This window comes from Pristimantibacillus sp. Z349TD_6 (assembly GCF_056173205.1).
The window spans coordinates 1,947,474-1,972,871 of sequence record NZ_CM149662.1; the positions used below are offsets into that span (position 1 = coordinate 1,947,474).

The 25,398-nt window shown below is 46.0% G+C and carries 22 protein-coding genes; 18 read left to right on the forward strand and 4 right to left on the reverse strand.

From position 1 onward, the window contains the following. Window positions 1-17 precede the first annotated feature (17 nt). Together pheT and AC0VYE_RS08380 are read left to right on the forward strand one after the other, a co-directional pair. A complete protein-coding gene (pheT, locus tag AC0VYE_RS08375; RefSeq protein WP_475447229.1) occupies window positions 18-2,459 on the forward strand; it encodes a phenylalanine--tRNA ligase subunit beta in 2,442 nt (813 codons plus the stop codon). 241 nt (window positions 2,460-2,700) lie between these two features. Then, the gene (locus AC0VYE_RS08380; protein WP_475447231.1) at window positions 2,701-6,021 is read left to right on the forward strand and encodes a hypothetical protein; all 3,321 of its coding nucleotides are present in this window, start codon (window positions 2,701-2,703) and stop codon (window positions 6,019-6,021) included. Window positions 6,022-6,100: 79 nt separating this feature from the next. On the opposite strand, the gene AC0VYE_RS08385 is transcribed toward AC0VYE_RS08380, so the two are convergent. From AC0VYE_RS08385 to AC0VYE_RS08395, 3 genes are all read right to left on the reverse strand, one after another. Next, complete coding sequence (locus tag AC0VYE_RS08385) at window positions 6,101-6,781, reverse strand: SDR family NAD(P)-dependent oxidoreductase (protein ID WP_441908945.1); 681 nt, start codon at window positions 6,779-6,781, stop codon at window positions 6,101-6,103. A 341-nt stretch (window positions 6,782-7,122) separates the two neighbouring features. After that, on the reverse strand, window positions 7,123-7,509 hold the full coding sequence (locus tag AC0VYE_RS08390) for a cupredoxin domain-containing protein (protein ID WP_076267893.1): 387 nt from the start codon (window positions 7,507-7,509) through the stop codon (window positions 7,123-7,125). Between the two features lie 218 nt (window positions 7,510-7,727). Then, a complete protein-coding gene (locus tag AC0VYE_RS08395; RefSeq protein ID WP_076267892.1) occupies window positions 7,728-8,087 on the reverse strand; it encodes a phage holin family protein in 360 nt (119 codons plus the stop codon). Window positions 8,088-8,342: 255 nt separating this feature from the next. Between AC0VYE_RS08395 and AC0VYE_RS08400 the strand changes: the two genes are divergently transcribed. The 5 genes from AC0VYE_RS08400 (at window position 8,343) to cysK (ending at window position 14,185) form a co-directional block, all read left to right on the forward strand. Then, window positions 8,343-10,712, forward strand: coding sequence for an endonuclease MutS2 (locus AC0VYE_RS08400; RefSeq protein WP_475447234.1), 2,370 nt, complete (start codon window positions 8,343-8,345; stop codon window positions 10,710-10,712). A gap of 48 nt (window positions 10,713-10,760) precedes the next feature. Beyond that, window positions 10,761-11,183, forward strand: a complete 423-nt coding sequence (locus tag AC0VYE_RS08405) for a DUF350 domain-containing protein (protein ID WP_076267890.1) — start codon at window positions 10,761-10,763, stop codon at window positions 11,181-11,183. Window positions 11,184-11,294: 111 nt separating this feature from the next. Beyond that, window positions 11,295-11,915, forward strand: coding sequence for a hypothetical protein (locus tag AC0VYE_RS08410; protein WP_144376747.1), 621 nt, complete (start codon window positions 11,295-11,297; stop codon window positions 11,913-11,915). 127 nt (window positions 11,916-12,042) lie between these two features. Further along, window positions 12,043-13,248: an MFS transporter gene (locus tag AC0VYE_RS08415; protein ID WP_475447236.1), complete on the forward strand. Its 1,206-nt coding sequence runs from the start codon at window positions 12,043-12,045 to the stop codon at window positions 13,246-13,248. A 19-nt stretch (window positions 13,249-13,267) separates the two neighbouring features. Next, window positions 13,268-14,185, forward strand: a complete 918-nt coding sequence (cysK, locus tag AC0VYE_RS08420; protein ID WP_475447238.1) for a cysteine synthase A — start codon at window positions 13,268-13,270, stop codon at window positions 14,183-14,185. A gap of 18 nt (window positions 14,186-14,203) precedes the next feature. Here cysK and AC0VYE_RS08425 read toward each other — a convergent pair whose 3' ends face one another. Continuing rightward, window positions 14,204-15,274 carry a CotH kinase family protein gene (locus AC0VYE_RS08425; RefSeq protein WP_475447240.1) on the reverse strand — a complete coding sequence of 357 codons (1,071 nt, stop codon included), beginning with the start codon at window positions 15,272-15,274 and terminating at the stop codon, window positions 14,204-14,206. Window positions 15,275-15,697: 423 nt separating this feature from the next. Between AC0VYE_RS08425 and AC0VYE_RS08430 the strand changes: the two genes are divergently transcribed. From AC0VYE_RS08430 to AC0VYE_RS08480, 11 genes are all read left to right on the forward strand, one after another. After that, window positions 15,698-16,444 carry a DUF6897 domain-containing protein gene (locus AC0VYE_RS08430; RefSeq protein ID WP_475447242.1) on the forward strand — a complete coding sequence of 249 codons (747 nt, stop codon included), beginning with the start codon at window positions 15,698-15,700 and terminating at the stop codon, window positions 16,442-16,444. 71 nt (window positions 16,445-16,515) lie between these two features. Then, window positions 16,516-17,190 (forward strand): DUF2642 domain-containing protein, encoded by a 675-nt coding sequence (locus AC0VYE_RS08435; protein ID WP_076267884.1) that lies wholly within the window; start codon window positions 16,516-16,518, stop codon window positions 17,188-17,190. Between the two features lie 134 nt (window positions 17,191-17,324). Beyond that, window positions 17,325-18,452: a GerAB/ArcD/ProY family transporter gene (locus AC0VYE_RS08440; RefSeq protein WP_475447244.1), complete on the forward strand. Its 1,128-nt coding sequence runs from the start codon at window positions 17,325-17,327 to the stop codon at window positions 18,450-18,452. Then, window positions 18,449-19,903, forward strand: coding sequence for a spore germination protein (locus tag AC0VYE_RS08445; protein WP_076267882.1), 1,455 nt, complete (start codon window positions 18,449-18,451; stop codon window positions 19,901-19,903). Before AC0VYE_RS08440 ends, AC0VYE_RS08445 begins: the two co-directional genes overlap by 4 nt. Further along, window positions 19,900-21,075 carry a Ger(x)C family spore germination protein gene (locus AC0VYE_RS08450; protein ID WP_083681927.1) on the forward strand — a complete coding sequence of 392 codons (1,176 nt, stop codon included), beginning with the start codon at window positions 19,900-19,902 and terminating at the stop codon, window positions 21,073-21,075. The genes AC0VYE_RS08445 and AC0VYE_RS08450 overlap by 4 nt, the downstream gene beginning before the upstream one ends. Before the next feature lie 88 nt (window positions 21,076-21,163). After that, window positions 21,164-21,388, forward strand: a complete 225-nt coding sequence (locus AC0VYE_RS08455) for a hypothetical protein (protein ID WP_179089791.1) — start codon at window positions 21,164-21,166, stop codon at window positions 21,386-21,388. Between the two features lie 36 nt (window positions 21,389-21,424). Then, on the forward strand, window positions 21,425-21,820 hold the full coding sequence (locus AC0VYE_RS08460) for a spore coat protein (protein WP_076267880.1): 396 nt from the start codon (window positions 21,425-21,427) through the stop codon (window positions 21,818-21,820). A 198-nt stretch (window positions 21,821-22,018) separates the two neighbouring features. After that, complete coding sequence (locus AC0VYE_RS08465; protein ID WP_076267879.1) at window positions 22,019-22,510, forward strand: Lrp/AsnC family transcriptional regulator; 492 nt, start codon at window positions 22,019-22,021, stop codon at window positions 22,508-22,510. Window positions 22,511-22,526: 16 nt separating this feature from the next. Beyond that, window positions 22,527-23,747, forward strand: a complete 1,221-nt coding sequence (locus tag AC0VYE_RS08470) for an aminotransferase class I/II-fold pyridoxal phosphate-dependent enzyme (protein WP_076267878.1) — start codon at window positions 22,527-22,529, stop codon at window positions 23,745-23,747. Window positions 23,748-23,840: 93 nt separating this feature from the next. After that, the gene (locus tag AC0VYE_RS08475; RefSeq protein WP_475447247.1) at window positions 23,841-24,413 is read left to right on the forward strand and encodes a cob(I)yrinic acid a,c-diamide adenosyltransferase; all 573 of its coding nucleotides are present in this window, start codon (window positions 23,841-23,843) and stop codon (window positions 24,411-24,413) included. Beyond that, a complete protein-coding gene (locus tag AC0VYE_RS08480) occupies window positions 24,410-25,369 on the forward strand; it encodes an RluA family pseudouridine synthase (protein WP_475447249.1) in 960 nt (319 codons plus the stop codon). Before AC0VYE_RS08475 ends, AC0VYE_RS08480 begins: the two co-directional genes overlap by 4 nt. Window positions 25,370-25,398 lie beyond the last annotated feature (29 nt).

A 25,398-nucleotide genomic window follows, 5' to 3' on the forward strand; every position in this document is an offset into this window, starting at 1 on the left:
AGAAGGGAAGAAAAGAGATGAATGTATCCTATAAATGGTTAAATGAATATATCGATTTGTCCGGCTTCACAGGACAGGAGCTTGCGGAGAAAATGACACGCGGCGGCATTGAAATTGACGTTGTGGAATCCCGCAATAAAGGCGTGACCGGCGTCGTAGTTGGTTATGTGAAATCGAAGGAAAAGCACCCGGATGCGGATAAGCTGAACGTGTGCAAGGTTGACGTTGGCACTGGCGAAGAGCTGCAAATCGTTTGCGGAGCCAAAAATGTTGATGCAGGCCAGCTTGTTCCAGTTGCAGTAATCGGTGCTGTACTGCCTGGCGATTTCAAAATTAAGCGTGCGAAGCTTCGCGGCGTTGAATCCCAAGGGATGATTTGCTCGGCGAAGGAGCTTGGCTTGAATGAAAAGCTTCTGCCAAAAGAACAGCAAGAAGGCATTCTTGTTCTTCCAGCTACAACGAAGATCGGTGCGCCAATTGGCGATGTGCTTGGCATTAACGATGAGGTGCTCGAGCTTGATTTGACGCCAAACCGTTCAGACTGCCTCAGCATGATTGGCGTTGCTTATGAGATTGGAGCTTTAACTGGCCGTGAAGTTCGTCTGCCAAAGGCTGTTATAAATCATACAACCGTACGTGCGGATAGCCTTGCAACAGTTAGCATTAGTGCGCCTGAGCATTGCTCGCATTATTCGGCTCGTTATATTAAAGGCGTAAAAATCGGTGAGTCCCCATTGTGGCTGCAAAACCGTTTGATCGCTGCCGGCGTTCGTCCAATCAACAACGTTGTTGACGTTACAAACTTTGTTATGCTTGAATACGGCCAACCGCTTCATGCTTTTGATGCAGATCGCTTGCCTGGCGGCCGCATTGATGTCCGCCTTGCAAAAGCTGGCGAAACGCTTGTTACCTTGGATGATCAAGAGCGCAAGCTAGAGCCGCATATGCTCGTTATTACTGATGGCGAGCAGCCAATTGCCCTTGCCGGCGTAATGGGTGGAGCAAGCACCGAAGTTACAGGCGAGACGGTCAACATTTTGCTCGAGTCAGCAAAATTCGATGGCGGCACCGTGCGCAAAACTTCACGTCAACTTGGACTTCGCTCGGAATCAAGCATTCGCTTTGAGAAAGAAGTAGATCCGGCGAGAGTTATTCCTGCGCTAGATCGTGCAGCTTCCCTTATCGCAGAGCTTGCTGAAGGTTTAGTTGCTGAGGGTATTGTAGAAGTGCATGCAGGTGAAGTGAAACCAGCCAAAGTGTCCGTTTCATTGGATAAAATTAATGGCTATCTGGGTACAGAGCTGTCCAGACTTGAAGTTCAGACGATATTTGGTCGTTTGCACTTTGAATATGAGCTGTCAGGCGACAATGTATTTACTGTAATTGTTCCTACACGCCGCGGTGACATTACGCGTGCAGTAGACTTAATCGAAGAAGTAGCTCGTTTGCACGGCTATGATGAAATTCCTACTACGCTCATTCACGGCGATGTTGTGCCAGGTTCGCTAACGAAGCCGCAAGCTATTCGCCGCGAGCTGCGCAAGCGCTTGTCAGATGCAGGTTTGCATGAGGTTGTCAGCTATTCCTTCACAGGACCTGAGCGGACGAAGTTATTCCCTGCACTAGCGGAGCATACGAATCCAATTCGCCTAGCCATGCCTATGAGCGAGGATCGCAGTGTACTTCGTACGACGCTTATCGCACAGCTTCTGGAGACTGCGGCTTATAACCGCAATCGCAAAAATGAATCCGCAGCGATCTTTGAGATCGGCAGCGTATTCCATACCGATGAAGAGCAATTGACTCGCCTGCCTCATGAGAAGCATCGTTTTGCAGCTCTTCTGACTGGCAATCGTTCAGAAGCTGAGTGGAATACAAAAGCGGCTCAAGTAGATTTCTATGATGCGAAGGGCATTTTGGAAACGGTATTTGCTGTACTTGGCTTAACAGCCAGCGTATCATTCGAAGCGGCTCAGCCTGAGCATTTCCATCCAGGCAGAACGGCTGCCGTTCTTCTTCACACGCCTAAAGGCAATGAAGTAATTGGTTATGTAGGCCAATTGCACCCTGCTCTTCAACTTGAGGAGGATCTAGCTGATACGTACGTGCTGGAAATTGGACTTGACCTCATCTATGAGCAAGCAGATGCGGCAATCGAATATAAAGTATTGCCTCGCTACCCGGCTATGCAGCGTGATATTGCAGTAGTCGTGGATCAAGAGGTTGCTGCTGCCAAGCTAACTGGCGTGGCATGGGACATTGCTAGCGAGCTGCTTGAATCTGTACGCGTCTTTGACGTATATACAGGAGAGAAGCTGGGAGCTGGCAAGAAGAGCGTGGCCATATCGCTTGTTTACCGTCATGGCGAGCGTACATTGACGGATGAAGAGGTAACAGAGCTGCATGGCAAGGTTGTTTTACAATTAGAACAATCTTTTGCAGCAGAATTACGCAAGTAGGCAGGAAACCTTTAAAGCCGCATCGAAATAGTTCCTAGTGAGCTATTGATGCGGCTTTTTTCCTTGTAAATATAAGGAATGATTGCTTTTTCATAACGATCATGAATTTATATTTGCTAGAGAAACGAAAGCAGTTCCTCTCTGGACGGCAACGGTTGAGAACGTAAACAACGTATGCCCCTGAAGGATGATGTCAGCCGTTTAAGCTAGCTCTACTTGTATATTAGGAGGATTCGCCTTAATGGATGCTGAACAAACGGTAGTTACGGTTGATATATATGGAATTCAATATAAGTTAAAGGGTCATACCAACGTTGAATATATGAAAAGGGTTGCTGCGGCGATTGACGAGAGCATGAAGAAGCTGGCGAAAGGGTATCCGCGTCTTGATATGCCGAAGCTGGCAGTCCTCTCTGCTGTGCAAATAACAGAGGAAGTATTTCGATTGCGCCGCGACAATACAAGACTTCTGGAGGAAGAAGCGAAGCTTAATCTCCTGATCAGAGAGCTGGAGCAAATGAGTGAGCAAGCGGTCTCGCTAAAAGCTGAGCTTGCTGAGACGAAGCGTATGGCGAGCGAGCAATTGCAAAAGGCTAAAGCGGCGGCAGAAGCAGAGCTGAACGAAATGCTGGCGCTTGCCGCAGAGCAAGCTTCGGCTCAGCAAGCAGCAGCAGCCGAGGCAATGAAGGTGCAAGAGGAGACGATTATCCGTCTTACACAAGAAAATGTGGAACGGATTACAGCGCTCAGAACGAAAAAGGATGAGCAATTTGCACAGATTCAAGCTCGGAAGGATTCGGAGCTGAATGAGTTAAAGCGTGTGATGGAAACAAAAATAGAAGAGCTTAGCAGCAAGAAGACTGCTGAACTAGCAGAGCTCGCAGGCCAGAAGGAAACAGAACTTGCAGAGCTTGCGAGTCAGAAGGAAACAGAACTTGCAGAGCTTGCAAGTCAGAAGGAAACAGAACTTGCAGAGCTTGCAAGTCAGAAGGAAACAGAACTTGCAGAGCTCGCAAGTTTGAAGGAAATAGAACTTGCAGAGCTCGCAAGTCTGAAGGAATTAGAACTTGCAGAACTTGCAAGTCTGAAGGAATTAGAGCTGGCAGAGCTTGCAAGTCAGAAGGAAGCAGAGCAAGCAGAGTTTGCCATGCTGAGAAAACAAAAGGATGCAGAACTGGCTGAATTGCGATTGTCCAAGGACAATCAGCAGCTTGAATTGGAGCTGGAGAAGGAAGAACTGCGATTAGAGCTTGAACAAGTGAAGGCAGATGAACTGGCTTCACTTAGACAAGAAAAAGAAGCCCAATTAAATGCTTTAGCCTCGGAGCAAGAAGCACTGCTTACAGCATTAAAGGCAGAGAAAGAGGCGCAGCTGACTGAGCTTGAAGGAAGCTGGCAGAGTAAATGGGATGAGCGAGAACTCAGCTGGTTAGCCCATGCAGAATCCTCGCAGCTAGAAATTGCCCGCCAGAGTGAAGAGCGTGAGCAGGCTTGGAAGGCAGAAGCCGTTAAAGCGGAACAAGCTTTTCGTGCTGATCTTGAGCGGCGTAGAAACGGCTGGCTGGAGGAGCGAGGCAAGCTGCAAACCCAGATTGCTGAGCTTCAAGAAGGCTGGAAGAAGGAAAAGGAATTATTTGAACATCGTATAAATTCAGCAGATGAGCAGCTCGTTCAGGCAATGGAGCAGGAGGAATCCTTCCGCACATCATATGCTCAGCTGGAACAGGAGCTCCGTGAAAAAGAAAATGAATGGGAGCTGCTGCAAAGCGAGCTGAATGAAACACGCAGCAAGATCGAGGAGCTGCAGGAACAGAGCAGCCAGTCCTTAGCGCAAATTCAAGAGCTGGAACAGAAGCTTGTTCATGAACGCAGTCATGTATCCGCTGCGGATAAGCGGGCAACAGATTTGCAAACGCGATTGAAAGAAGCAGCGGATCGTGAGCAGCAGCAGGAACAGAAGCAGCTTGAGCTTGAAGAGGAGTTATTAAAGCTGCAGCTTGAGCTGGAAGAGCAAGAATTGATGAGTCAGAAGCAGACAGAAGAGCATAACAACTTGCTTCGGATTGAGCTTGAAAATCAGAAGGAATTGCTGGAAGAAGAGCATGAGCTGAAACTGCAAAAGATTGAGGATGAGAAGCGTGAGCTTGCTAGGACGCTGCGCGAGGAGCATGAAGGGCAGCTGCGAATAGTCGAAGCCGACAATGACGAGCTGTTTAAGCAAATGACCGCAGAAAGCAATGAGCGCTATGAGCAGTTGGCAGAAGAGAAGGATGCTAGGTACAAGGAGCTCGCAGCAAGCCATGATGAACTGAATAGGAAGCTTGCTAGACAATATGAAGAGCAGCTGCAGCAGCAAGCAGATCAACATGAAGAGCAGCTTCTAGAGCAGGCTCTGCTATATGAGGAGCAAAGTAAACAGCTTGTCCTTGAATACGAGGAGCGGAGCAAGCAAAAAGCAGCTGAGCATGAAGCAAATAATAGAACAATGGCTTCGCTTCATGAAGAACAGCTGCTAGAGCAGGCTGTGCAGTACGAGGAGCAAAATAAGCAGCTGGCTCACGATTATAATGAGCAGGCAAAGCAAAAGGCAGCCGAGTATGAAGCTAGGCAGAATGAACTCGTTCAGAAATACGAAGAGAAGCTGCTTGAGCAAGCGATTCAATTTGAAGATGCTCAGAAGCAGCTGACAAGTGATTTTGAAGCCAAGTCCAAAGCAGCGGCTGTTGAGCAAGCCGCTATTGCAGAGCAGCTCGTTGACCAGTATGAAGAGCGATATAATGAGCTTGCTGCCAAGCAGGATGAGGTTCGCAAGCAGCTAGAGAATGAACAGGAAGCTCGCTTGCAGCAATTGGCTGCAGAGCATGACGAGCAATTGAAGCAGTTATCTGCGGATCAAGAGGAGCTGCTGCTGCTTCAGCAGCACGATTACGAGACTGCCACCCAGAAGCTGCAAGCGCAGCTGGACAAAATTGAGCAAATTGCGGCTTCTGCGGCAAACGGTGAGCAGGTTTATAAGGCTGATTTGGAGCAACTGCAAATTAGAGAACAAGAGCTAACGGAGCAGTTGGAATGGACAGCAGCTCGAGAGCGCATTGCAGCTCAGCAGCTAGAAGCGGCTTCTGCGCGTGAACGTGAGCTCAGTGAGCGATTGCAGGCACAGCAGCAATATGCGGAACAGGTGGCTGCTGAGGTGAAGCAGTATGAGCTTGAGAAGAAGTCGCGCGAATCAGCGGAAGAGGAGCTGAGAGAGCGGCTGGAGCGAGCAATGCAGGAAGCAGCTGCCGCATCCGATTTGAAGGAAGAGCTGAGTGAGCATACGTCTAAGCTTGCAGCAGAAAGAGATGAAGCAGCTCGTCAGGCTGCGCGATTAGCTAGTGAGCGTGATGAGGCGGCAAGCGCACTTGAGTCACTTGTCTATGAACGCGATGAAGCAGCTCGTTCTGCAGAGAGGCTTGCTGAGGATCATGCTGATCTGCAGGAGCAGCATCATAAGCTGAAAAATGAATATTCGAAGCTGCAAACCGAATACAACGAATGGATCGAGCTCATCGAGCACAGCTGATCCAGCGCCTAGAACCAAGAAACCGCAGAAACAAACAAAGGCTATTGCCGACGTTGTTTCTGCGGTTTCTTTTTAGAGATTAACCATAAGATACGATTGTGCCAGTTGGACCGCCGGCGGACAAGCTTGCTAGACGAATCAAGTCCGGTGTAACAATTGCAGGATCTTTGCCGGTCGCGTGCATTTCTGTACGAAGCATGCCGGGATTATAGAGGTTTGCAAGAATGCCATGCTCGTACTCCTCATCGGCTAAGGTGCGTGTCAACGACTCTAGTCCTGCCTTGGCTGCGCTATATGCTGCATAGCCGCCTGCACCGTTCCATGACAGGCCGGAGGTAATATTAATTATTCGTCCATATTTTGCTCTGCGCATAGTTGGTAAAACAGCCTTAGTCAGCAGAAATGGTCCTGTCAGGTTGATCGCAATTTGGTTTTGCCATTCTTCTGAGGTTAGTTCGAGCACGCTGCCTGATTCAAGAACAGCAGCATTGTTCAAAATAATATCGATATGCCCAAATTGCTGGACGACTGCTGAAATGGTGTCTTGGACTTGCTGCTCATCGGATACATCCGTCTGCAGCACTACTGCATCTTTTCCCGTCTTTGCTTTTACGATCGAAGCTGTTTCCTCAAGCTTCGCAAGTCTTCTCCCAAGCAGCACAACATCGGCGCCTTCTGCTGCAAACGAGATTGAAGCTGCACGTCCAAGCCCCGTACCAGCTCCACTAACAATGGCGACTCGATTTTGTAAAATTCCCATCACCATTTCTCCTTTCGCTTTGCATATTATTAATATTTTATCAGAGGGGACAAGGAGGGGAAAGAGGAAGGTCATCAAACTTTCTTACTCGATTGTTAAATAAAAATGATATATGCGATAAAAGAAAAATATATGTAGTTTGGCTGCGTGAATAGAGCAAAAAAGTGATATGATCCCCAAAATGCTCACTGCTTAGGTAAAAAATGAATATAGCGGAAGTTTCTCCTGCTTTAACCTCTCATCTCCGAGTAAAATAGAACAGGAAACAACAAAAAAACAGCAGAGCAGATTCATTCCATCCAGCTCGGCTGTTTTTAAGTTTTGTTTATTTTCAGAATCGTTTATTCTACGACCAAAACAGCTTTCATTTCTCTATGCCCTGCTCCGCATGGAACGGAACAAATCATTTGATAACTTCCCGGCTCACTAATGTTTACAGCGATCGTGTCGCCATTTGAAAGTTTGTAGTCGGTTTTTTGGATCTGAACGCCATGAATGCCGTCAACGGAATCAAGCTTGAGATTAACCGTCTCGCCGGCTTTGATTTTATATTCCTTTTTGTCAAATTTCCAGTTAGCTGCTGTCACGACAAGGTCAGATGAAGATGCTCCGCTATCTGCTACTGTTGTATTCGTTTCTTTATTTTCGGGTTTGGCTGTGTTTGTGCCGCATGCAGCAATGACAACGACTAAACACATTGCGCTTGCAAATAATAACCATTTTTTCATTCGTAAAGCGTCCCCTTTCGATTATCCAATGTAATAGGTAAGTTTTGGATTGTATCTATTGTACCTTAACCAGCTTTCAATTGCAGTGACGGCGTGATGACAAACTCATGAATTTCTTGTGAAATGATTAGGGGAAACGCGAAAATGGGGTTGGACGCAGCAATCAGCCCTTGACCGCCATTAAGGCAATCAAGGGCCGGTCTCAAATATAGCCTGCATTAATCGCGATCGCGTCTGCCTGCTTCATAGGGAGTGCTGACCGGTATAAACAAGTCGATGATCCCGATAACAAGAGCAGCTAAGATGGCGCCAAGCAAGGTTACAGTTACGCCGCCTACGATAAACTGAGCAATCCAGATAACGGCTGCGCTTGCGATGAAGCCGACGATTCCTCGGCCAAAGGGTGTAACCCGCTTGCCGAATATGCCTTCAATTACCCAGCCTAGTGCAGCAATGACAAGCGCTAAGAAAAAGGCGCTCCAAAATCCGCCTACGCTAAATTGTGGAACGATAAACCCAACAAGCATTAATACCAGCGCGGCTACGATAAACCGGACGACATGTCCCAAAAAAGACATTTTATAACCCTCCTTAAGTTTTACAAATGGAAAACATAACTGGAGCTGTTTTGGTACTTGTGTAGCTTATAGTCGCCCACGTTCGCAGTTCTTTGTTATTTCCTTCCGTACAGTATTGCTAAAGTTGCGTCGTTAGACGGCTCGTTCGTTTATATTGTGACCAATTGAGCATCATTTATGTATGAAACAACGGTTCAGTTCGTGCATCAAAGTCGTGATTCGGCTATAATAGGAAGGCGAGAGGAGTGTTAATTGTTGGACACTAAAATTTTGAAGACACTTGAATATCCTAAAATCATACATAGATTGTCTCAGCATGCAGCAACATCGCTTGGGAAAACCATTGTTGAGTCGCTGCAGCCGGTTTCGGATCTGGAATCGGTAAAGCAGATATTGCAAATTACCGACGAGGCCTATACAGCTGATCGTCTTAAAGGCAGTGCGCCATTTGGGGGAATTGTGGACATCTCGGCGCCGCTTCACCGTGCCCGTATAGGCGGTACCCTAAATCCGGCTGAGCTTCTGGATATTGCGAATACCGCACGGGGCGGTAGACGTGTAAAACGGCATATCAGCGTCTTGCATGAAGATAATCCGATTCCAATGCTGCACCATATTGCAGATCAAATAAGTGAGCATAAGTCGCTTGAGGATGCGATTTTTGATTGCATCGATGACCAAGCGGAAGTGATGGACAGCGCTAGTGCTGAACTGGCATCTATCCGGCGCGAGCTTAGAAATGGCGAATCACGGATTCGTGAGAAAATGGATCAAATGGTTCGTTCCTCATCCGTTCAAAAAATGCTGCAGGACGCCATCGTAACACTTCGCAACGATAGATATGTCATTCCAGTGAAACAGGAATACCGTTCTCACTTTGGCGGAATCGTGCACGATCAGTCTGGTTCTGGCGCAACATTGTTTATTGAGCCGGAAGCCATAGTTGCGATGAACAATAAGCTTCGAGAGCTAAAGGCAGGCGAGCTGCGGGAAATTGAGAAAATTTTGCAGAAGCTAACTGCTTTGGCATCCGATTATGTAGAAGATCTTATTTATAACTTGGATTTGCTTGGCCAAATCGATTTTGCTTTTGCCAAGGCTCGGCTTGCTCATCTCATGAAGGCTACACAGCCGCGGATGAATGACCGAGGATTTCTGAAAATAAAACGTGGACGCCATCCGCTTATTGCCCCTGAGCAGGTTGTTCCACTCGATGTGGAGCTGGGCAATCAGTACACATCGATCATTGTAACGGGACCAAATACAGGCGGTAAAACCGTTTCCTTGAAAACCATCGGACTGCTTAGCCTTATGGCCATGTCAGGATTGTTTGTACCTGCTGAGGATGGCAGTCAGCTATGTGTATTTGATGCTATCTATGCTGATATCGGGGATGAGCAAAGCATTGAGCAAAGCCTCAGTACGTTTTCCAGCCATCTCAAAAACATCATTCGCATTTTAGGCTCCATGACATCAAAGAGCTTAGTGCTGCTTGATGAGCTTGGTGCAGGAACAGATCCAGCTGAAGGCTCGGCGCTTGCGATTGCCATATTGGAGCATGTTCATGCTATGGAAAGCCGTATTGTAGCAACTACGCATTACAGCGAGCTGAAAGCTTATGCTTACAATCGCAAGGGAGTCATTAACGCCAGCATGGAGTTTGATGTTGCTACCTTAAGTCCTACATATCGTCTGCTTGTTGGTGTTCCTGGACGAAGCAATGCATTTGCTATCGCTGAGCGTTTAGGACTTGCTCGTTCGATTATTGAACATGCAAGAGGAGAAGTTAGCGAAGAGGATCAACGGGTTGAAAATATGATCGCCTCCCTTGAAGAGAACCGGTTAGGCGCTGAAACGGAACGTCAAACGGCAGAGTCGCTCCGCCGTGAGATGGAGACGCTGCGCGCGCGCCATGAGGCAGAGAGTCTGCGCTTTGAAGAGCAGAAAGAAAAGCTGATGCAGAAGGCGCAAGATGAGGCTCGCGAGACTGTCCTCAAAGCCAAACGCGAGGCAGAACAAATTATTGCGGATTTGCGGAAGCTTGCAATGGAAGAAGGTGCCTCTGTCAAGGAGCATAAGCTCATTGAGGCACGCCGCAAGCTGGATGAAGCGGCTCCCGAGCTTCAGAAATCGAAGCGGGGAGCTTCCAAGACAGCAACGAAGCAGGTTAAGATTGAAGCTGGCGACGAAGTAACTGTATACAGCTTAAATCAGAAGGGCACGGTCGTGGAAGTTCACGGTTCTGACGCCACGGTGCAGCTTGGCATTATGAAGATGAAGGTTGCGCTGGATGATTTGGAGCTGCGAAGCTCTGGAGCTGCCGCAAGTAAGACACAACAGCCGAGGCAAGCAGCCAGCTTGCAGCGCACAAGAGAAGAAAATATTAAGATGGAGCTCGATCTTCGTGGAGAAAATCTGGAAGAAGCAATCCTTGAGGTTGACCGCTTTCTTGATGAGGCCTTTTTATCAGGCTTAGCTCAGGTTGCTATTATTCATGGTAAAGGCACTGGTGTGCTTCGTACAGGAATACAGCAATATTTGCGTAGACACAGCCATGCGAAGAGCTTTCGACTCGGTAATTATGGCGAGGGCGGCGTTGGCGTGACGGTTGTGGAGCTTAAATAGCTCCTAGCCGCGCAATCGAATACGGCAGATGATGGAGGGGTCTTGTAAATGAGTAATGAAGTCGATCAGTTGCTGAGCAATCCGTATGCTGCTTCACTTGTTTATGTATCGGTTGCGGTGCTGTCTCTCATCGTTTTTTTATCTTGCTTTGAGCTCGTAACCAAATATAAATGCTGGACGGAGATAAAAAAGGGAAACGTTGCTGTTGCTATGGCGACAAGCGGTAAAATATTCGGTATTTGTAATATTTTCAGGTTTTCCATCGAGTCCAACGATTCGGTGTATCAAAGCCTTATTTGGGGTGCGTTCGGTTTCGTCATACTTATGGCAGCATATTTTTTATTCGAATTTCTAACGCCTGTTTTTCGAATCGATGACGAAATCGCTCGTGATAACCGTGCGGTAGGGCTTATTGCAATGATCATTTCTGTATCTTTATCTTACGTGATTGGTGCAACTGTCATTATATAAACGGGGTGAACCATATGAAATATTTATGGAGAATACTAGCGGTTGTCGCTGTTTTGTTTTTTGTTTTCGGTATCGTATATTTAATGAATCATTAGAGGGGAAGTTATGAGCATGGATGAGCATTTGATATGTCCTTGGTGTTTAACGGAAATTGTATGGGATGAAGAAATTGGTCCGGAATCGCATTGTCCGCATTGCGACAATGAATTAAGCGCATATCGTACGATAGAGCTTGGTTATGATGAGGATGAAGTGGAAGCTGATGAACATGAAAAAGCAGTTCAGGCGCTAAAAATCAATGATGCTCGCAGAGCAGCAAAGCAAAATGGCGAGGAACCTGAGGACGATTGGTCAGACGATGAACTGGAGGAAGAAGCGGAAGAAGACGATTCCGATGATCCAAACCATAAACGTTGGCTAGCTCAGGGTGATGGTTTCCGCAATGCTGACAGTGCACGATTTGCTGTGGAAGAAACGGTTCAGCGTGTGCTTGATGATCAGGATGAAGTACCTGAATGCCCGGCATGTCGGGCGTATATGATCGAAGCAGGCGTACAGACAATTGACGGGCAGCAATTCGAGTCGAGAATCGCTCCATCTTTAGGAAAAGCGGTGCTTGAAACTCCTTTTCAATTGACCTTGTACGTTTGTCCCGTTTGCTATCAAACCTCGTCCTTGCTGAGTTCTGGCGATCGCGAGCAAATGATCAATCGTCTAACACCGGAAGAGTAACAGACAACTGGCAATAATGGACGGGCATGGGCTGCATCCAATAAGGGAATCTTACAAAACGTAATTCTGAAACGTAAAGGGCTAGACATGTGAACGCATGAACTAGCCTGCGGCAGGAGGAATCGTTTTGGCAAAAACCTTAAATGGACAAGCAGCCCTTTTACTTATTGTGCAGGCGCTTTACGGGATTGCGAACGCGCTGTCCGGGACGTTTGTTCCCGTATACTTATGGAAAGCAAGCCAATCTTATATGTTGATCGGTTGGTTCACTATGGGTCAATATGTAATGAGTGGATTAACCTTTTGGGTTGTTGGGAAATGGGTAAAAGAGCATAACAAAATGAATAGTTTGCGCATAGGCATTATTTTTTCAGGCGTGTTTTATTGTTCAGTACTGCTGCTGGGCACACATGCGAAGGTATATTATTTGCCGCTTGGCGTTTTAAATGGGATGGCGCTCGGTTTTTTTTGGGTCGCATTTAATGTAGTTTATTTCGAAGTGACAGATCCAGATAATCGGGATCGATTCAATGGCTGGTCGGGGCTGCTTGGTTCTGCGGCAGGTATCGTGGCGCCGTGGGTATCAGGCTTGCTAATCACGTCGATGCAAGGAGAAAAGGGATATAGGCTTATTTTTACCCTTTCATTAATCATATTTTCTATAAGTGTAGTGCTCAGCTTTTGGCTTAAAAAACGCCATGGTCAAGGCCGCTATAATTGGAAGCACGGTTTCCAGCAGCTGATGCAAAAAGGAAATCCGTGGCGTCGCATGTTTCCAGCAATTGCAGCGCAAGGTGTGCGAGAAGGCGTATTTATGTTTCTTGTTGGCCTTACGGTATACGTAGCTACGCAAAATGAAAGCAAGCTAGGAACGTATTCACTCATTACATCCTTAGTTGCTTTAATCAGCTTCTGGATTGTTGGCAAAATGCTCAAAAAAAACAATCGCAAATGGGCGATGCTCATAGGCGTTATCATGATTGGAATTGTTATATTGCCGCTGTTCTGGAAGGTCTCTTATGCTACACTGCTTATGTTCGGAATCGGAACATCACTATTTATGCCGCTTTATATTATTCCTATGACCTCAAGAGTATTTGACCTCATTGGCCAATCCGAGGAAAGTGCGCGGGAACGTGAGGAGTTTATCGTCCTTCGTGAAGCAGGTTTGGTTTTAGGCAGGGTTATCGGCTTATCGTCATATTTAATCGTTTTGCCGCTGAATCATTCTGCTATCGCCATTACTTGGCTCTTGTTTGCGGTAGGCATCGTGCCGATTGCTGGTTGGTGGTTCATGAAGCCGTTTCTTACAGAGCAGCAAGCACAAACCTAAATAGAAAGGAAGTGAAGGAATGCCGAAAGTAGTTACAGACATTACGCAATTAATTGGGAATACGCCTGTCGTAAGGCTAAACCGTCTTCCAGAGGAAGGCAGCGCCGAAGTATGCGTTAAGCTGGAACGCTTCAACCCAAGCGGCAGTGTAAAGGATCGCGCAGCCTTCTCTCTTATTAATGATGCCGAGAAGCGCGGTTTGATTAAGCCTGGTGATACCATTATTGAACCAACTAGCGGCAATACAGGCATAGGTCTGGCCATGAACGCAGCAGCCAGAGGCTACAACATGATATTAGTTATGCCGAACAACATGACTGCTGAGCGGATTAAACTGCTGCAAGCATACGGAGCGGAGGTTGTGCTTACACCTGCTGCTGAACGCATGCCGGGAGCCATTCGAAAAGCGGAGGAGCTTCGGGCTGAGCGCCCGGGCAGCTACATACCGAATCAATTCGAGAATCATGCGAATCCGCAGATTCACCGAACAACGACTGCGATAGAAATTATCGAGCAAACTGGCGGCAAGCTAGATGCTTTCGTAGCTACCGCAGGTACAGGCGGCACGATCACAGGAACAGGCGAAGCGCTAAAGGAAGTACTCCCTCATTTGTATGTAGCAGTAGTAGAGCCGCAAGGATCACCGGTGTTGTCAGGAGGAAAGCCAGGTCCGCATAAGCTTGTCGGTACTAGTCCTGGTTTCGTGCCCGCTATTCTTAATACATCGATTTATGATGAAATCATTCAAGTATCAGATGAGCATGCTCTAACGACAATGAGAGCGTTAGCGACGCAAGAGGGTTTGCTGCTAGGCCCTTCCTCAGGTGCTTCGGTATGGGCAGCGATGCAAATTGCAAAACGTCTTGGTGCTGGGAAGCGAGTGCTGTGCATTGCTCCAGATACTGGAGAGCGATATATGAGCATGGATATTTTTTGATCAGCATACGGGAGTGGTTTATAACCATTCCCGTAATGATTGCTGCAATATATTGCGTCTTTCATCAATGTAGTTATAAATAAACGCTGGTTCTGCTAAAAAGGTGTCATAGCTCGCCTTTCGCGTATAATCGCTGCGAATAGCCGGAGATAACTGTGCATGCATCTGCGAAATGACGGGTTCCAGCTTCTCGGCAGTAAATGCGGATAACAGCAGTTTCTTTATGATCGCTCTATATTTACGTCTGCACGATGGGAATGTAAATAGCTTCTCTGTCAGCGTATTGTAGCCCTGAAGACGGACGAGATCGCTGCCGCAAGGCTTTCCGTAACAGTTTCTCCCCCAGGTTCCCTCGTAATCCCATGGAATGATTCGATATTTCCCACTTTTGCTATGCTCATAAAGCGCATAGTTTTGATCAAATCCATCGTAATTTCCAGTCAATACAGCTCCGGCAAGCCATAATAAATATTGTGATACATCAAGGCGTTTGGCATGATGTTCATTCAGTTTACTGCCAGACAAACGATTGATATTTTGAACGAACGATACGAGCCTCTTTTTTGTCCCCGTCTTTCCCAGCTTCAATTCATAACCATCAAATAACGAAGCTTTCGTACCTTTAGAGACAGGGTCCGTTAAGCTGAAGTCGGCACTGTCATTGACGGCATAGAGAAGAGAACGGCAGCCAATGCCCCTTTTTTTGAAAAAAAGTTGATCTACCGCTTCGATTTCCAAATAAACGCCTTGAGGCACGTCATTTATTATGAGCCAGAAGTGGTTGGTTTGAGGGGATGGCACGCCAATTTTATTGAAAAAGTAAAAGGAAAGTGCGTTCCGCATCATGGATGGATCGTCATATTCCGCATTCCAATGAAATGTTTTGCCATTTTCAAGCCGAACCTCATAAGATTTTTTGGAATAATTTCGCGTATGTCCTCCCCGCAGGCCAAACTCTGCAGTATAGGTTTGTCCCTCCATCTCGAGCTGTGCCGGTTTGAAGGAACGCCCCCAAGCATCGCTTTGTATCTCTTGGAAATCAGATGCATTCATGCGTATGGAACGTGTCGGCAAGACTTCAGCAACCATCTAACCATCTCCTAAAAGCAAAAGATAAAGCCTACCGTTGCACGATAGGCGTTTTGATCTTAATACTCTATTCAGCTAATGCCCAGATGGTCACGATTATTTGGTCATCAATGTTTTCAATCCTAATGATCACAGTGGAAAGCTTCCATATCTGAACCAGTAGAGTTCAAAATCTATAATTATACTACTCTATTATTTATAGGGGAATTGCTCAATCTCTCATAAATAGATAGCAATCTAGTACCACTTCCATACGGTATACATATTAATATATTACATTTCGTATCTCATGTTAGATGGTGTGAATGAGAGAAGGAGGATGCAAAGCAGCAGAGTAATGAATGGGAAGTGAATAGGTCGTAAGGGCGTATTTGAAGACAGGCTTTGAACAACAAACAATGAAATTATCGGAGGGATTTTTTTATGAGTCTATGGTACAACAATGGTTATTCAGCTGGTCAATCGGTTGCTAGTAATAACAATAGCCACAAAAGCAACAAGAGTGGAAACAAGGATCATAACTTTCTTCAAAGCTTGGTAGGAAAAAACGTAAAAGTTAATCGCGGCGGACCGGACTCACTTCAAGGCAAGCTCCACTCTGTAAAAAGCGACTATCTTGTTTTAAACACAAATGAAGGTGTCGTTTATATCGCAGACAGCCATGTTAAGAGTGTTACTGAGGGAGGTGCCAGCAATTCAAGCGGAGGCAACAAAAGTGGATCTGGCAACAGAAGCGGAAGTCGCAGCACAGAAGTTATTCGTGCAAACAATTTCAATGGTGTTATTCGTGCAATGAATCAAACCTTTGTACAGCTTAATTCCGGCGGACCTGAGAAAGTTGAAGGTTTCATTGCTCAAGCAGGCAGCAACTCAATCCTGCTCGTTTCCGGCAAAGAAGCTATGCAAATCCAGAACTTCCACATCAAATCAATTAAAGCAGCGGGAAGCAACAAATCTGGCGGAAACAACAATAACAAAAACAACAATAACAACAAAAATGAAAACAAAAGCGACAGCAAAAACAACAACAAAAGCGACAGCAAAAACAACAACAAAAGCGACAGCAAAAACAACAATAAAAACAAAACACAAGGCAATCGCAGCGGTGGAAAAAGTAATGCAAATGCGGCTGCCGTAAAAACAACTCGCAGTTCAGTAAAAAAATCATAATGGCCTGTCGGGCAAAAGGTAGAGCTTTTGCCCGATTAAGCGATCTATCCGGATGAAAGGAGGTTAATTGCATGAAAAACCGTCATCCGCTGTTGGATAAGCAGGTCGAATTGGAGATTTCAGGGAAAGTAGCGCCTATACGAGGTAAATTGATCGAGTTTGGTCAGGATATATTAGTGCTGCATAATGGAACACAATTTTTGTATATCCCGCTTATTCATCTGCAGCAGCTTCGTCTTTCAACTCATAAAGAAGAAGCAGAAGAAATATATGAAGTACCGGAAATGCCTTTCGAGCCTTATAATGAACCCGTCTCGTACCGAAAAATATTGATGAACGCGAAAGGTATGTTCTCTGAAATTTATATTACAGGTAATCAGTCTATTCATGGTTATTTGACCACCGTTATGAATGATTTTTTCGTCTTCTATTCTCCTGTTTATCATACGGTGATCATCTCTCTTCACCATATGAAGTATTTAATTCCGTATAGTCCTAACGTAACACCATACACGTTAACACCGGAACAATTCCCTCTAAAGCCATCCCCGCTAACCCTTGCAAGAACTTTTGATCAACAGCTTCGTAAATTAATCGGCGAATTCGTCGTGCTTGATCTCGGCGAGAATTCAAATAAAATCGGCGTTCTGAAAAATGTCGATCAAAGTATGATTGAACTTGCGACTGTAAGTGGAAACCCCGTTTTTTTACATTTTGATCATGTGAAGACGGTTCATATTCCGTAGGAAAGAAGACTATGCTTTTAGCCAGTAAACGGCTTAAGCATAGTTTTTTTTGGTCACTTTTAATAAAAGATTAACAGGATGCATTTAGATACGCGGATCTGGAAACATTATCTTTGGAAGGAAGTGACAAGATTATGAAAGTGAAACCATTTGGGATTTTGCCCTCTATGTTAATGATGGTTTTATCAGTTGGACTTGTAAATCATGTTCTGGTTGTACCGCTGCTGCTTGATGCCGCTAAGCGCGATGCATGGATTTCTGTTATTTTTGGACTTGTTATCGTCCTTCCATGGGTTTTATTTCCTGTTTATGGAATATTAAAGCGGATGGATGGAACCCCGCTTGATCAATGGCTGAAACAGCTTATGCCGCGGTTTTTGGCGTGGATAATTATTAGTATATTTCTGCTGGTACAGCTGAGCATTGCTTTTGAAACGCTAATTATAACCGCTTCGTGGACTGCGACAACCTATTTGCCCAATACGCCCTCCATGGTAGTTTGTACTGTTTTTTTAGGCCTTTGTATGTTTGCATCAGTCTCAGGGCTGCGGACCATCGCTTATGTTAGCTGCATATTATTGCCAATCGTTGTATTGTTAGGCGATTTTGTCATGTCTGCGAACATGCCTCACAAAGATTATCACTATTTGCTCCCTATGCTAGAGAATGGGATGAGCCCGGTCATGAAAGGCATTTATTATGTGTTGACTTCATCTTGCGAGTTTTTTGGGTTCATGTTTATCCAGCATCATATTCATGGGAAATTTAAAAGGTGGCATTTTATCGTGCTTGTTCTATTTTTATCGCTCCTGACGCTTGGTCCGGTCATAGGCGCGATTGTAGAATTCGGGCCTGTTGAAGCTGATAAAATGCGGTACCCTGCTTTTTCGCAATGGAGACTGGTTTCCATCGGTAAATATTTTGAGCATGTTGATTTTTTTGCGATTTTTCAGTGGATGTCAGGCGCACTTATTCGGTTAGCGATATCCATTCACATTTTGTCAGAGTTTTGGCCGTTGCGGCGTTTAAAACAGAAATGGATTTCCCCTACTGCGCTTGGCGTGATCATTTTAGTCATTTCGGGCGTTGGCATCAAAAATATGGTTCAGGTAAGGAGCGCATTACATGCTGCATTTCAATATACCGGCATTATCGTTATGTTCTTAACGATCGTGATTTGGATCGTGTCTATGTTTAGAAAAAAACAAGGTGATAAAAAAAGAACAGCCATTATCGGTTCGGAGGAGGCAGAGCAGTCATGATTCATGACGAGCATAATAGTGAGATCGATCACAACGATATTTCGTTGGATCAGTTAAAACACATATTGAAGGATTGTCATGATGTTATTGAATATAAGCTGACACTCGACGTAGACGGTCCAATGGAAGTGACTTTGTTGTATTGCGATGGATTAATCGACAATCAACAATTGCAGCTCGGCTTACTTCCGCTACTAGAGAAATGGGCGGAGCAATTAAGAACGGTTCCAGCCGTGGATACGGGTGAAAAACATAAGCCCAGCATGTTATTTAGTCAAATTCAATCTGGGGATCTTGGCAGCAACATATTTGCGCGCCTATTTGCAGGCAGCGTCATATTGTCCTTTGCTAAATTTGAAGGTTTGTTTGAATTTGACATCGCTAATCAGCCAGGAAGGACGCCAGAGGAGTCGGTGCTTGAAGTATCGATTCGAGGACCGCGCGACGGGTTCGTCGAACAGCTTTCAACGAATGTTGCTTTAGTGCGCATGAGGCTGAAAACACCAGATATGCATGTAGAGTATCGAAAAATCGGCACCGAGTCATTGACGGAGGTCGCTTTGCTTTATATGGAGGGAAAGGCTGATCCTAAGCTTGTTATAGAAGCAAGAAGGAGACTGGACAATATTGATATTCCGGCTCTAGTAGGCGGAAGTCAACTGGAGGAGCTTTTATCCGACCGCCGCTTTTCTTTATTTCCACTCGTTGAATTTGTAGGACGGCCTGATTATGTCGTTCAATCGTTGCTGCAAGGCAAGGTAGCGATATTGCTTCATGGGTCGCCATCAGCACTTATAGCACCTGGAAACTTATTGCTGCTTATCAAATCGCCAGAGGATGCACATTTACCCTTTTATTATGTTTCATTAGAACGTTTGTTAAGGCTTGTTGGACTCGTATTATCTATTTGTTTGCCTGGTTTCTGGATAGCGCTGTCTGCATTCAACACGGATCAGATTCCCTTTACGCTGCTTGCAACCATTACGATGTCGCGAATCGGATTGCCGCTGTCGGCTACGATGGAGATGTTTCTGATGCTGACCATGTTCGAGCTGTTCAGGGAAGCTGGTGTAAGACTTCCAAGGGCAGTAGGTCAAACCGTTTCTGTTGTCGGCGGATTGATTGTTGGAGATGCAGCCATCCGTGCGGGCATGACATCGCCAACGATGCTCGTAATGGCCGCGGTAACGGCGGTATCAACCTTTACTCTCGTGAATCAGTCATTAAGCGGCTCGGTAAGCATCATCCGTTACCTTGTCCTTATCTGCTCCTCTGTGCTGGGTATTTTCGGTTTTTTTATCGGCTCCTTTGCCGTTCTTATCTACATGTGCACATTAGAATCATTTGGACGCTCTTACTTATACCCGGTTGCACCCATGCGCTTAAAGGAGCTGCTGCCAGCGCTTATACAAATGCCATGGAAGCTTAAGAGTACTAGGAGGAATAAATGATGCTCTTTGCATGGATTAAAAAGCAGGCAACACACCTTAGAAAGTGTGCTGCACTGGCAGGCATTGTGTTTATGTCGTTGCTGCTGCAAGGCTGCTGGGATGAGGTTAATTTGGCGGATGTGAGCTATATATCCGCATTTGGCATCGATTATAAGGACGGACAATTTGATATTTATGCCCAAACGATTAAATTTGGATTAATTGCCAAAACAGAATCGCTTCAGCCTGATCCAAACCCGGTTTGGATCGGAAAAGGATCGGGAGATACCGTACTGCTTGCTCTAAATGACCTGGCTCGCTCTGGCCAAACGATTTTGAGCTTGGAGCATTTAAAAACCGTTATCGTACAGGAGAGAGCGATGAGCAAAATCGCTGACATCATGGACGGGGTGAATCGACAGCGGGCATCGCGGTACACCTCGCTGCTATTTGGAACTAAAGCACCGATTGATAAGATTTTTACTAGCGATACTTTTTTTGATCAATCACCGCTTAACAGCATTATGTATATGCCAGGCCCTCTCGACAGTCAGAGGAGCTTCATTCGTCCTTATTCCTTGCAGCTAGCGGTACAGACGCTGAATGAACCCTCGATGGTAACCACTCTTCCCGCATTGAATGCAAATGAAGAATACTGGAGAAGAAAGAAACAGCCGCTTCAAATCCAGTTAATAGAAGGGATATTTATATTCAAGGATCTTAAATATCTCGGGTATCTTACGGAGCCAGAAGTCACTGGGCTAAGGTGGGCAGATCCTGAATTCAAGCATTTTCTGCTCAAAGCGCAAGGGGAAAAAGGGAAAGCGGCAATCGCTGTTGTGTCATCCAAAGGGAGTGTGGATGTGAGTTTTAAAGGTGACAAGCCCATTTTCACATTAAAGATGCGAGTAGACGGGAATGTCGCAGAAATGGATGGCGTTATACAGGAACATGAAATTGTTTCGTCAGTTAAAGCGCGGATTAAGCAGGAGATGGAGGATACGTTCCGCAAGGGGCTGGAGAAGAAAGTTAGCTTCTTTCAACTGGAGCATCATCTGTACCGTTACCATCAAGCATATTGGCAGCAAGCATGCAAAGGCAAGGAGTGGCTGCCAAAGCCCGATCAGTTAATCATAGAGGTGGATTTCCAATTAATTCACACCGGTAATTTCGATTTAAATATTGACACATAAATAAAGGAAATTTAGCTCATAATACGTTTGGCACGAAATAAATGGATCAAATCGTAATTTTGAACCAAGTCTAGAGGAGGAAAACCAAATGTTGCAACAAATGACGGCAAAAGAGCTGGAGTACATTGCAGACTCTATGTCTAACGAGGATTTATTAATTAAGCAATGTGCAACGCTTGTTGCTACGGGTACTACACCAGCGCTTAGAAATTTATGCTCACAAATGATTCAAACCCATCAGCAGCACTATGATTCTTTGCTGTCTGCGATCTCGCACCATCAGCAAATCGCTCCAACACAGCCTCAACAATAAGAAGGATTTTAAAAGAAGATTAGGAGGTCAATCATAATGCAGCAACAACAAAAGCAATCGATTTTGACTGAGGAAGATTTGGCAGGCACGATCCTTAGCGATTTGAAAAGAGTTGTTCGTGAATATGCAACAGCAGCAACAGAATCTACTTGTCCTGATATTCGCCAGCTGTTTACGAAATTGACAGACAGCACGTTGGCACTGCAAGGCCAGCTGTTCACGGCGATGCAGCAAGCGAATATGTATAATACATCCTCGCCTGCGCTGCGTCAGGAGCTGGACAAGCAAGCAAAGCAATATCAGCAAACCAAACAAAAAACGAGCCAGTTTTTACAGCAAAACCTAGGGCAACAGCAAAACCAAACGATGTATACGCCGCAAATGCATCAGTCCGGCCAATATCAACAAGGCTCACAAACGCATTACATGTAAAGACCCCTTTGGGGTCTTTCCTTTTTATAAGGATTAGGAAGCAGAAGCAGCTTTTACATAGGATGCTAATATTTCTCCGCGAGAAGTGCTGAAGCCGCCAAAATAAAGGCTTCAGCCTTTTATGCTTTGATTGCGCGAGAAACAAAAACGTTGTAAAATATTCTTTATAATTGCAGTTGTACTGGAAGGAGTTATACAATGACCGAATTACAGTTGAAAGTGCTTGAACTGCTTCAGGAGGATGCGCGCAGGGACGCAGATTTGATCGCAACCATGTTAGCCGTAACAACCGAGGAAGTAAAGCAAGCCATCGCCGAGCTAGAGAAAGACCATATTATCGTGAAGTATGCGACAGTCGTAAACTGGAGCAAGATTGACGACCAGAAGGTAACTGCACTTATTGAGGTACAAATTACACCAGAACGCGGTCGCGGTTTCGAAGGAATCGCTGAGCGCATTTATTTATATCCAGAAGTAAAATCCGTCTACTTGATGTCGGGAGCATACGATTTGCTCGTTGAGGTTGAAGGAAAAACGTTGAAAGAGGTCGCCTCTTTTGTATCGAATAAACTATCGCCTATTGACGCGGTATTATCGACAAAAACATTTTTTATTTTGAAAAAATACAAACAAGACGGCATTATCTTCGAGGAGCATGAAGGTGATCATCGGTTGATGGTTTCGCCGTGAAAAAAGGGTGATGGCAATGATTAAAGATGAAGAGAAACAACCCTCCACACCTTTGCAGCGTCAATCGATGGCTGATTATTTGTCACCGCTCGTTCGGGGCATCAAACCGTCGGGAATCCGTCGGTTTTTTGATTTGGTCAGTACGCGCAAGGATGTTATTACATTAGGAGTAGGGGAACCCGACTTTGTGACGCCATGGCATGTTCGGGAAGCTGCTGTATATGCGCTTGAAATGGGGAAAACGCAATACACGTCAAATGCGGGAATGCCAGAGCTGCGGGAAGCAATCGGGCAGTACTTAAACGATCAATTTGCCGTGCCTTACAACCCTGCGGACGAAATATTAGTAACCGTTGGCGGCAGTGAAGCCATCGATCTTGCCCTTCGTGCGTTTATTGCGCCTGGCGATGAAATTTTGATTCCTGAGCCATGTTATATTTCCTATTCACCTATAACCGCGCTTACCGGAGGAAAACCTGTCGGTATTGAAACGTTTGCCAAGGATGAATTTAAGCTGAAGGCTGAGTCGCTTCAAGCCGTTATAACGCCGAAATCAAAAGTACTTATTTTATGTTATCCAAGCAACCCTACTGGCGGCACTATGACCTATGAGGACTGGCTGCCTATTGCAAAGCTAGTGGAAGAAAATGATCTTATTGTTATTTCCGATGAGATTTATGCGGAGCTTACTTACGGCTCGAAGCATGTAAGCTTTGCTGCAATGCCGGGGATGAAGGATCGTACCATTCTTGTGAGCGGCTTCTCGAAAGCTTTCGCGATGACAGGCTGGCGGATGGGTTATGCCTGCGGCCATCCCGATCTTATTGCAGCTATGCTGAAAATTCACCAGTATACCGTTATGTGCGCGCCGATTATGGCACAGTATGCAGCGCTTGAAGCACTTCAACATGGCTTAGAAGAGAAGGACCGCATGGTGGAGGCTTATAATCAGCGCCGGCGTCTTGTCGTAAAAGGATTCAGGGAAATCGGACTCGATTGCCATGAGCCGCAGGGTGCATTTTATGCATTTCCATCGATCGTATCGACGGGCTTATCAAGTGAGGAGTTTGCGCAGCGTCTGCTCGATGAAGCGAATGTTGCAGCTGTTCCGGGAGATGTGTTCGGTCTCGGAGGCGAAGGCCATCTTCGCTGCTCCTATGCAACTTCTGTCACGAATCTGACCGAAGCGCTTGATCGAATAGGCGGCTTTGTACATCGCTTGAAGCAAGAAGGCTAATCTAACGCCTTTAATAAACAGCAGGTCAGGAGCTTATCCGGCCTGCTGTTTGCATGAATAGAGAGTAATGGATGAAAAAAAGGAGGCAAGGCGATGAAACTATACACAAGAACGGGCGATAGCGGTCAGACATCTTTAATTGGCGGCCGCGTGCGCAAGGATGATGTTCGTGTTGAGGCATATGGCACTATAGACGAATTGAATTGTTTTGTAGGGCAGGCAGCGGCGGAAGCTGCCAAACATGAAGAGCTGGCAGAGATGGCAGCTTGGCTCGTTGATATTCAGCAGGAGTTGTTTGACTGCGGCTCAGATCTTGCTTACGCCGTTGAAGGCGCGCCTCTAAAAATATCGGCAGAGCCGTCTAAACGTCTGGAAGAATGGATTGACCAATATACAGCAGAGGCACCGGAAATCACGAGGTTTATTTTGCCGGGAGGAAGCCCTGTTTCTGCAGTTCTGCATGTATGCCGAACGGTATGCCGCCGGGCAGAGCGCCGCGTTGTAACGCTTGCAGCTCAGCATTCGATTAATGCCGATGTACAAACGTATTTGAATCGACTGTCCGATTTTTTCTTCGCCGCTGCTAGAGTTGCAAATGCGAAGCTTGGCATATCAGATACGGAATATGTACGCAGCGCAGAAGTATTTCGGAAGCCGAAAAAATGATGGATAGACTTGAATTATTATATTATCGGCCGTTGGTGGCTGCGGTTAGCGAGGCAGAGCATGGAATGACCGTCCGGCGGGTGCTGGAGCGTCAACTGGGCGTATCGCGCAAGCTGCTCTCGCAAGTAAAGCAAACGGAGCATGGACTGACTGTTAACGAGATTCGTGCCTATACGACAGCTCCTGTTGCAGCGGGCGATATCATTCGCGTACGCATGGAGCGGGAAATTTCCGAAGATATTTTGCCGCAGCCAATTCCGGTACAAATCGTATTCGAGGATGAGGATCTGCTTATCGTAAATAAACCAGCTGGGATGATTGTCCATCCGACCCATGGACATTACACGGGGACGCTTGCTAATGGTATCGTTTACCATTGGCAAGAAGCGGGGGAGAAGGTGCGTTTCCGTCCCGTCCACCGCCTTGATGAAGAAACATCCGGACTTGTCGCTATTGCCAAAACCTCCTATGTACATCAACAGCTTTCGGAGCAAATGCAGGCAAACGGTATTTTAAAGCTGTACCGCGCATATGTTTATGGCTGCCCTGAGCCAGCTGCGGGAGTGGTTGATGCGCCGATTGACCGTGACCCAGACCAGCCGCATGTTCGCATCGTCACGCCGGAGGGTTATCCGTCTATTACGCATTATGAGACGATTGCACATTATGAATCTAGTTCGGACAAGCCTGCCGCAGCGGCTGTGCGCTTAAAGCTCGAAACGGGACGGACGCATCAAATTCGCGTTCATATGAAGCATATCGGCTGCCCGCTTATCGGAGATAAAATGTATGGTACTCAACAAGGTGTGGAGGAGGAGTGGGAGGACGCAGTCGGTCGTCAAGCACTCCATGCCGAGATACTGGGATTTACCCATCCCATTACAAAAAAATGGATGGAATGGCGTGCGGATTTGCCGCCTGAGCTTGAACGATTAGAACGGAGTCTATCAAAATAAAATGGGACTAGTCAGCCCAATGCTGGAGG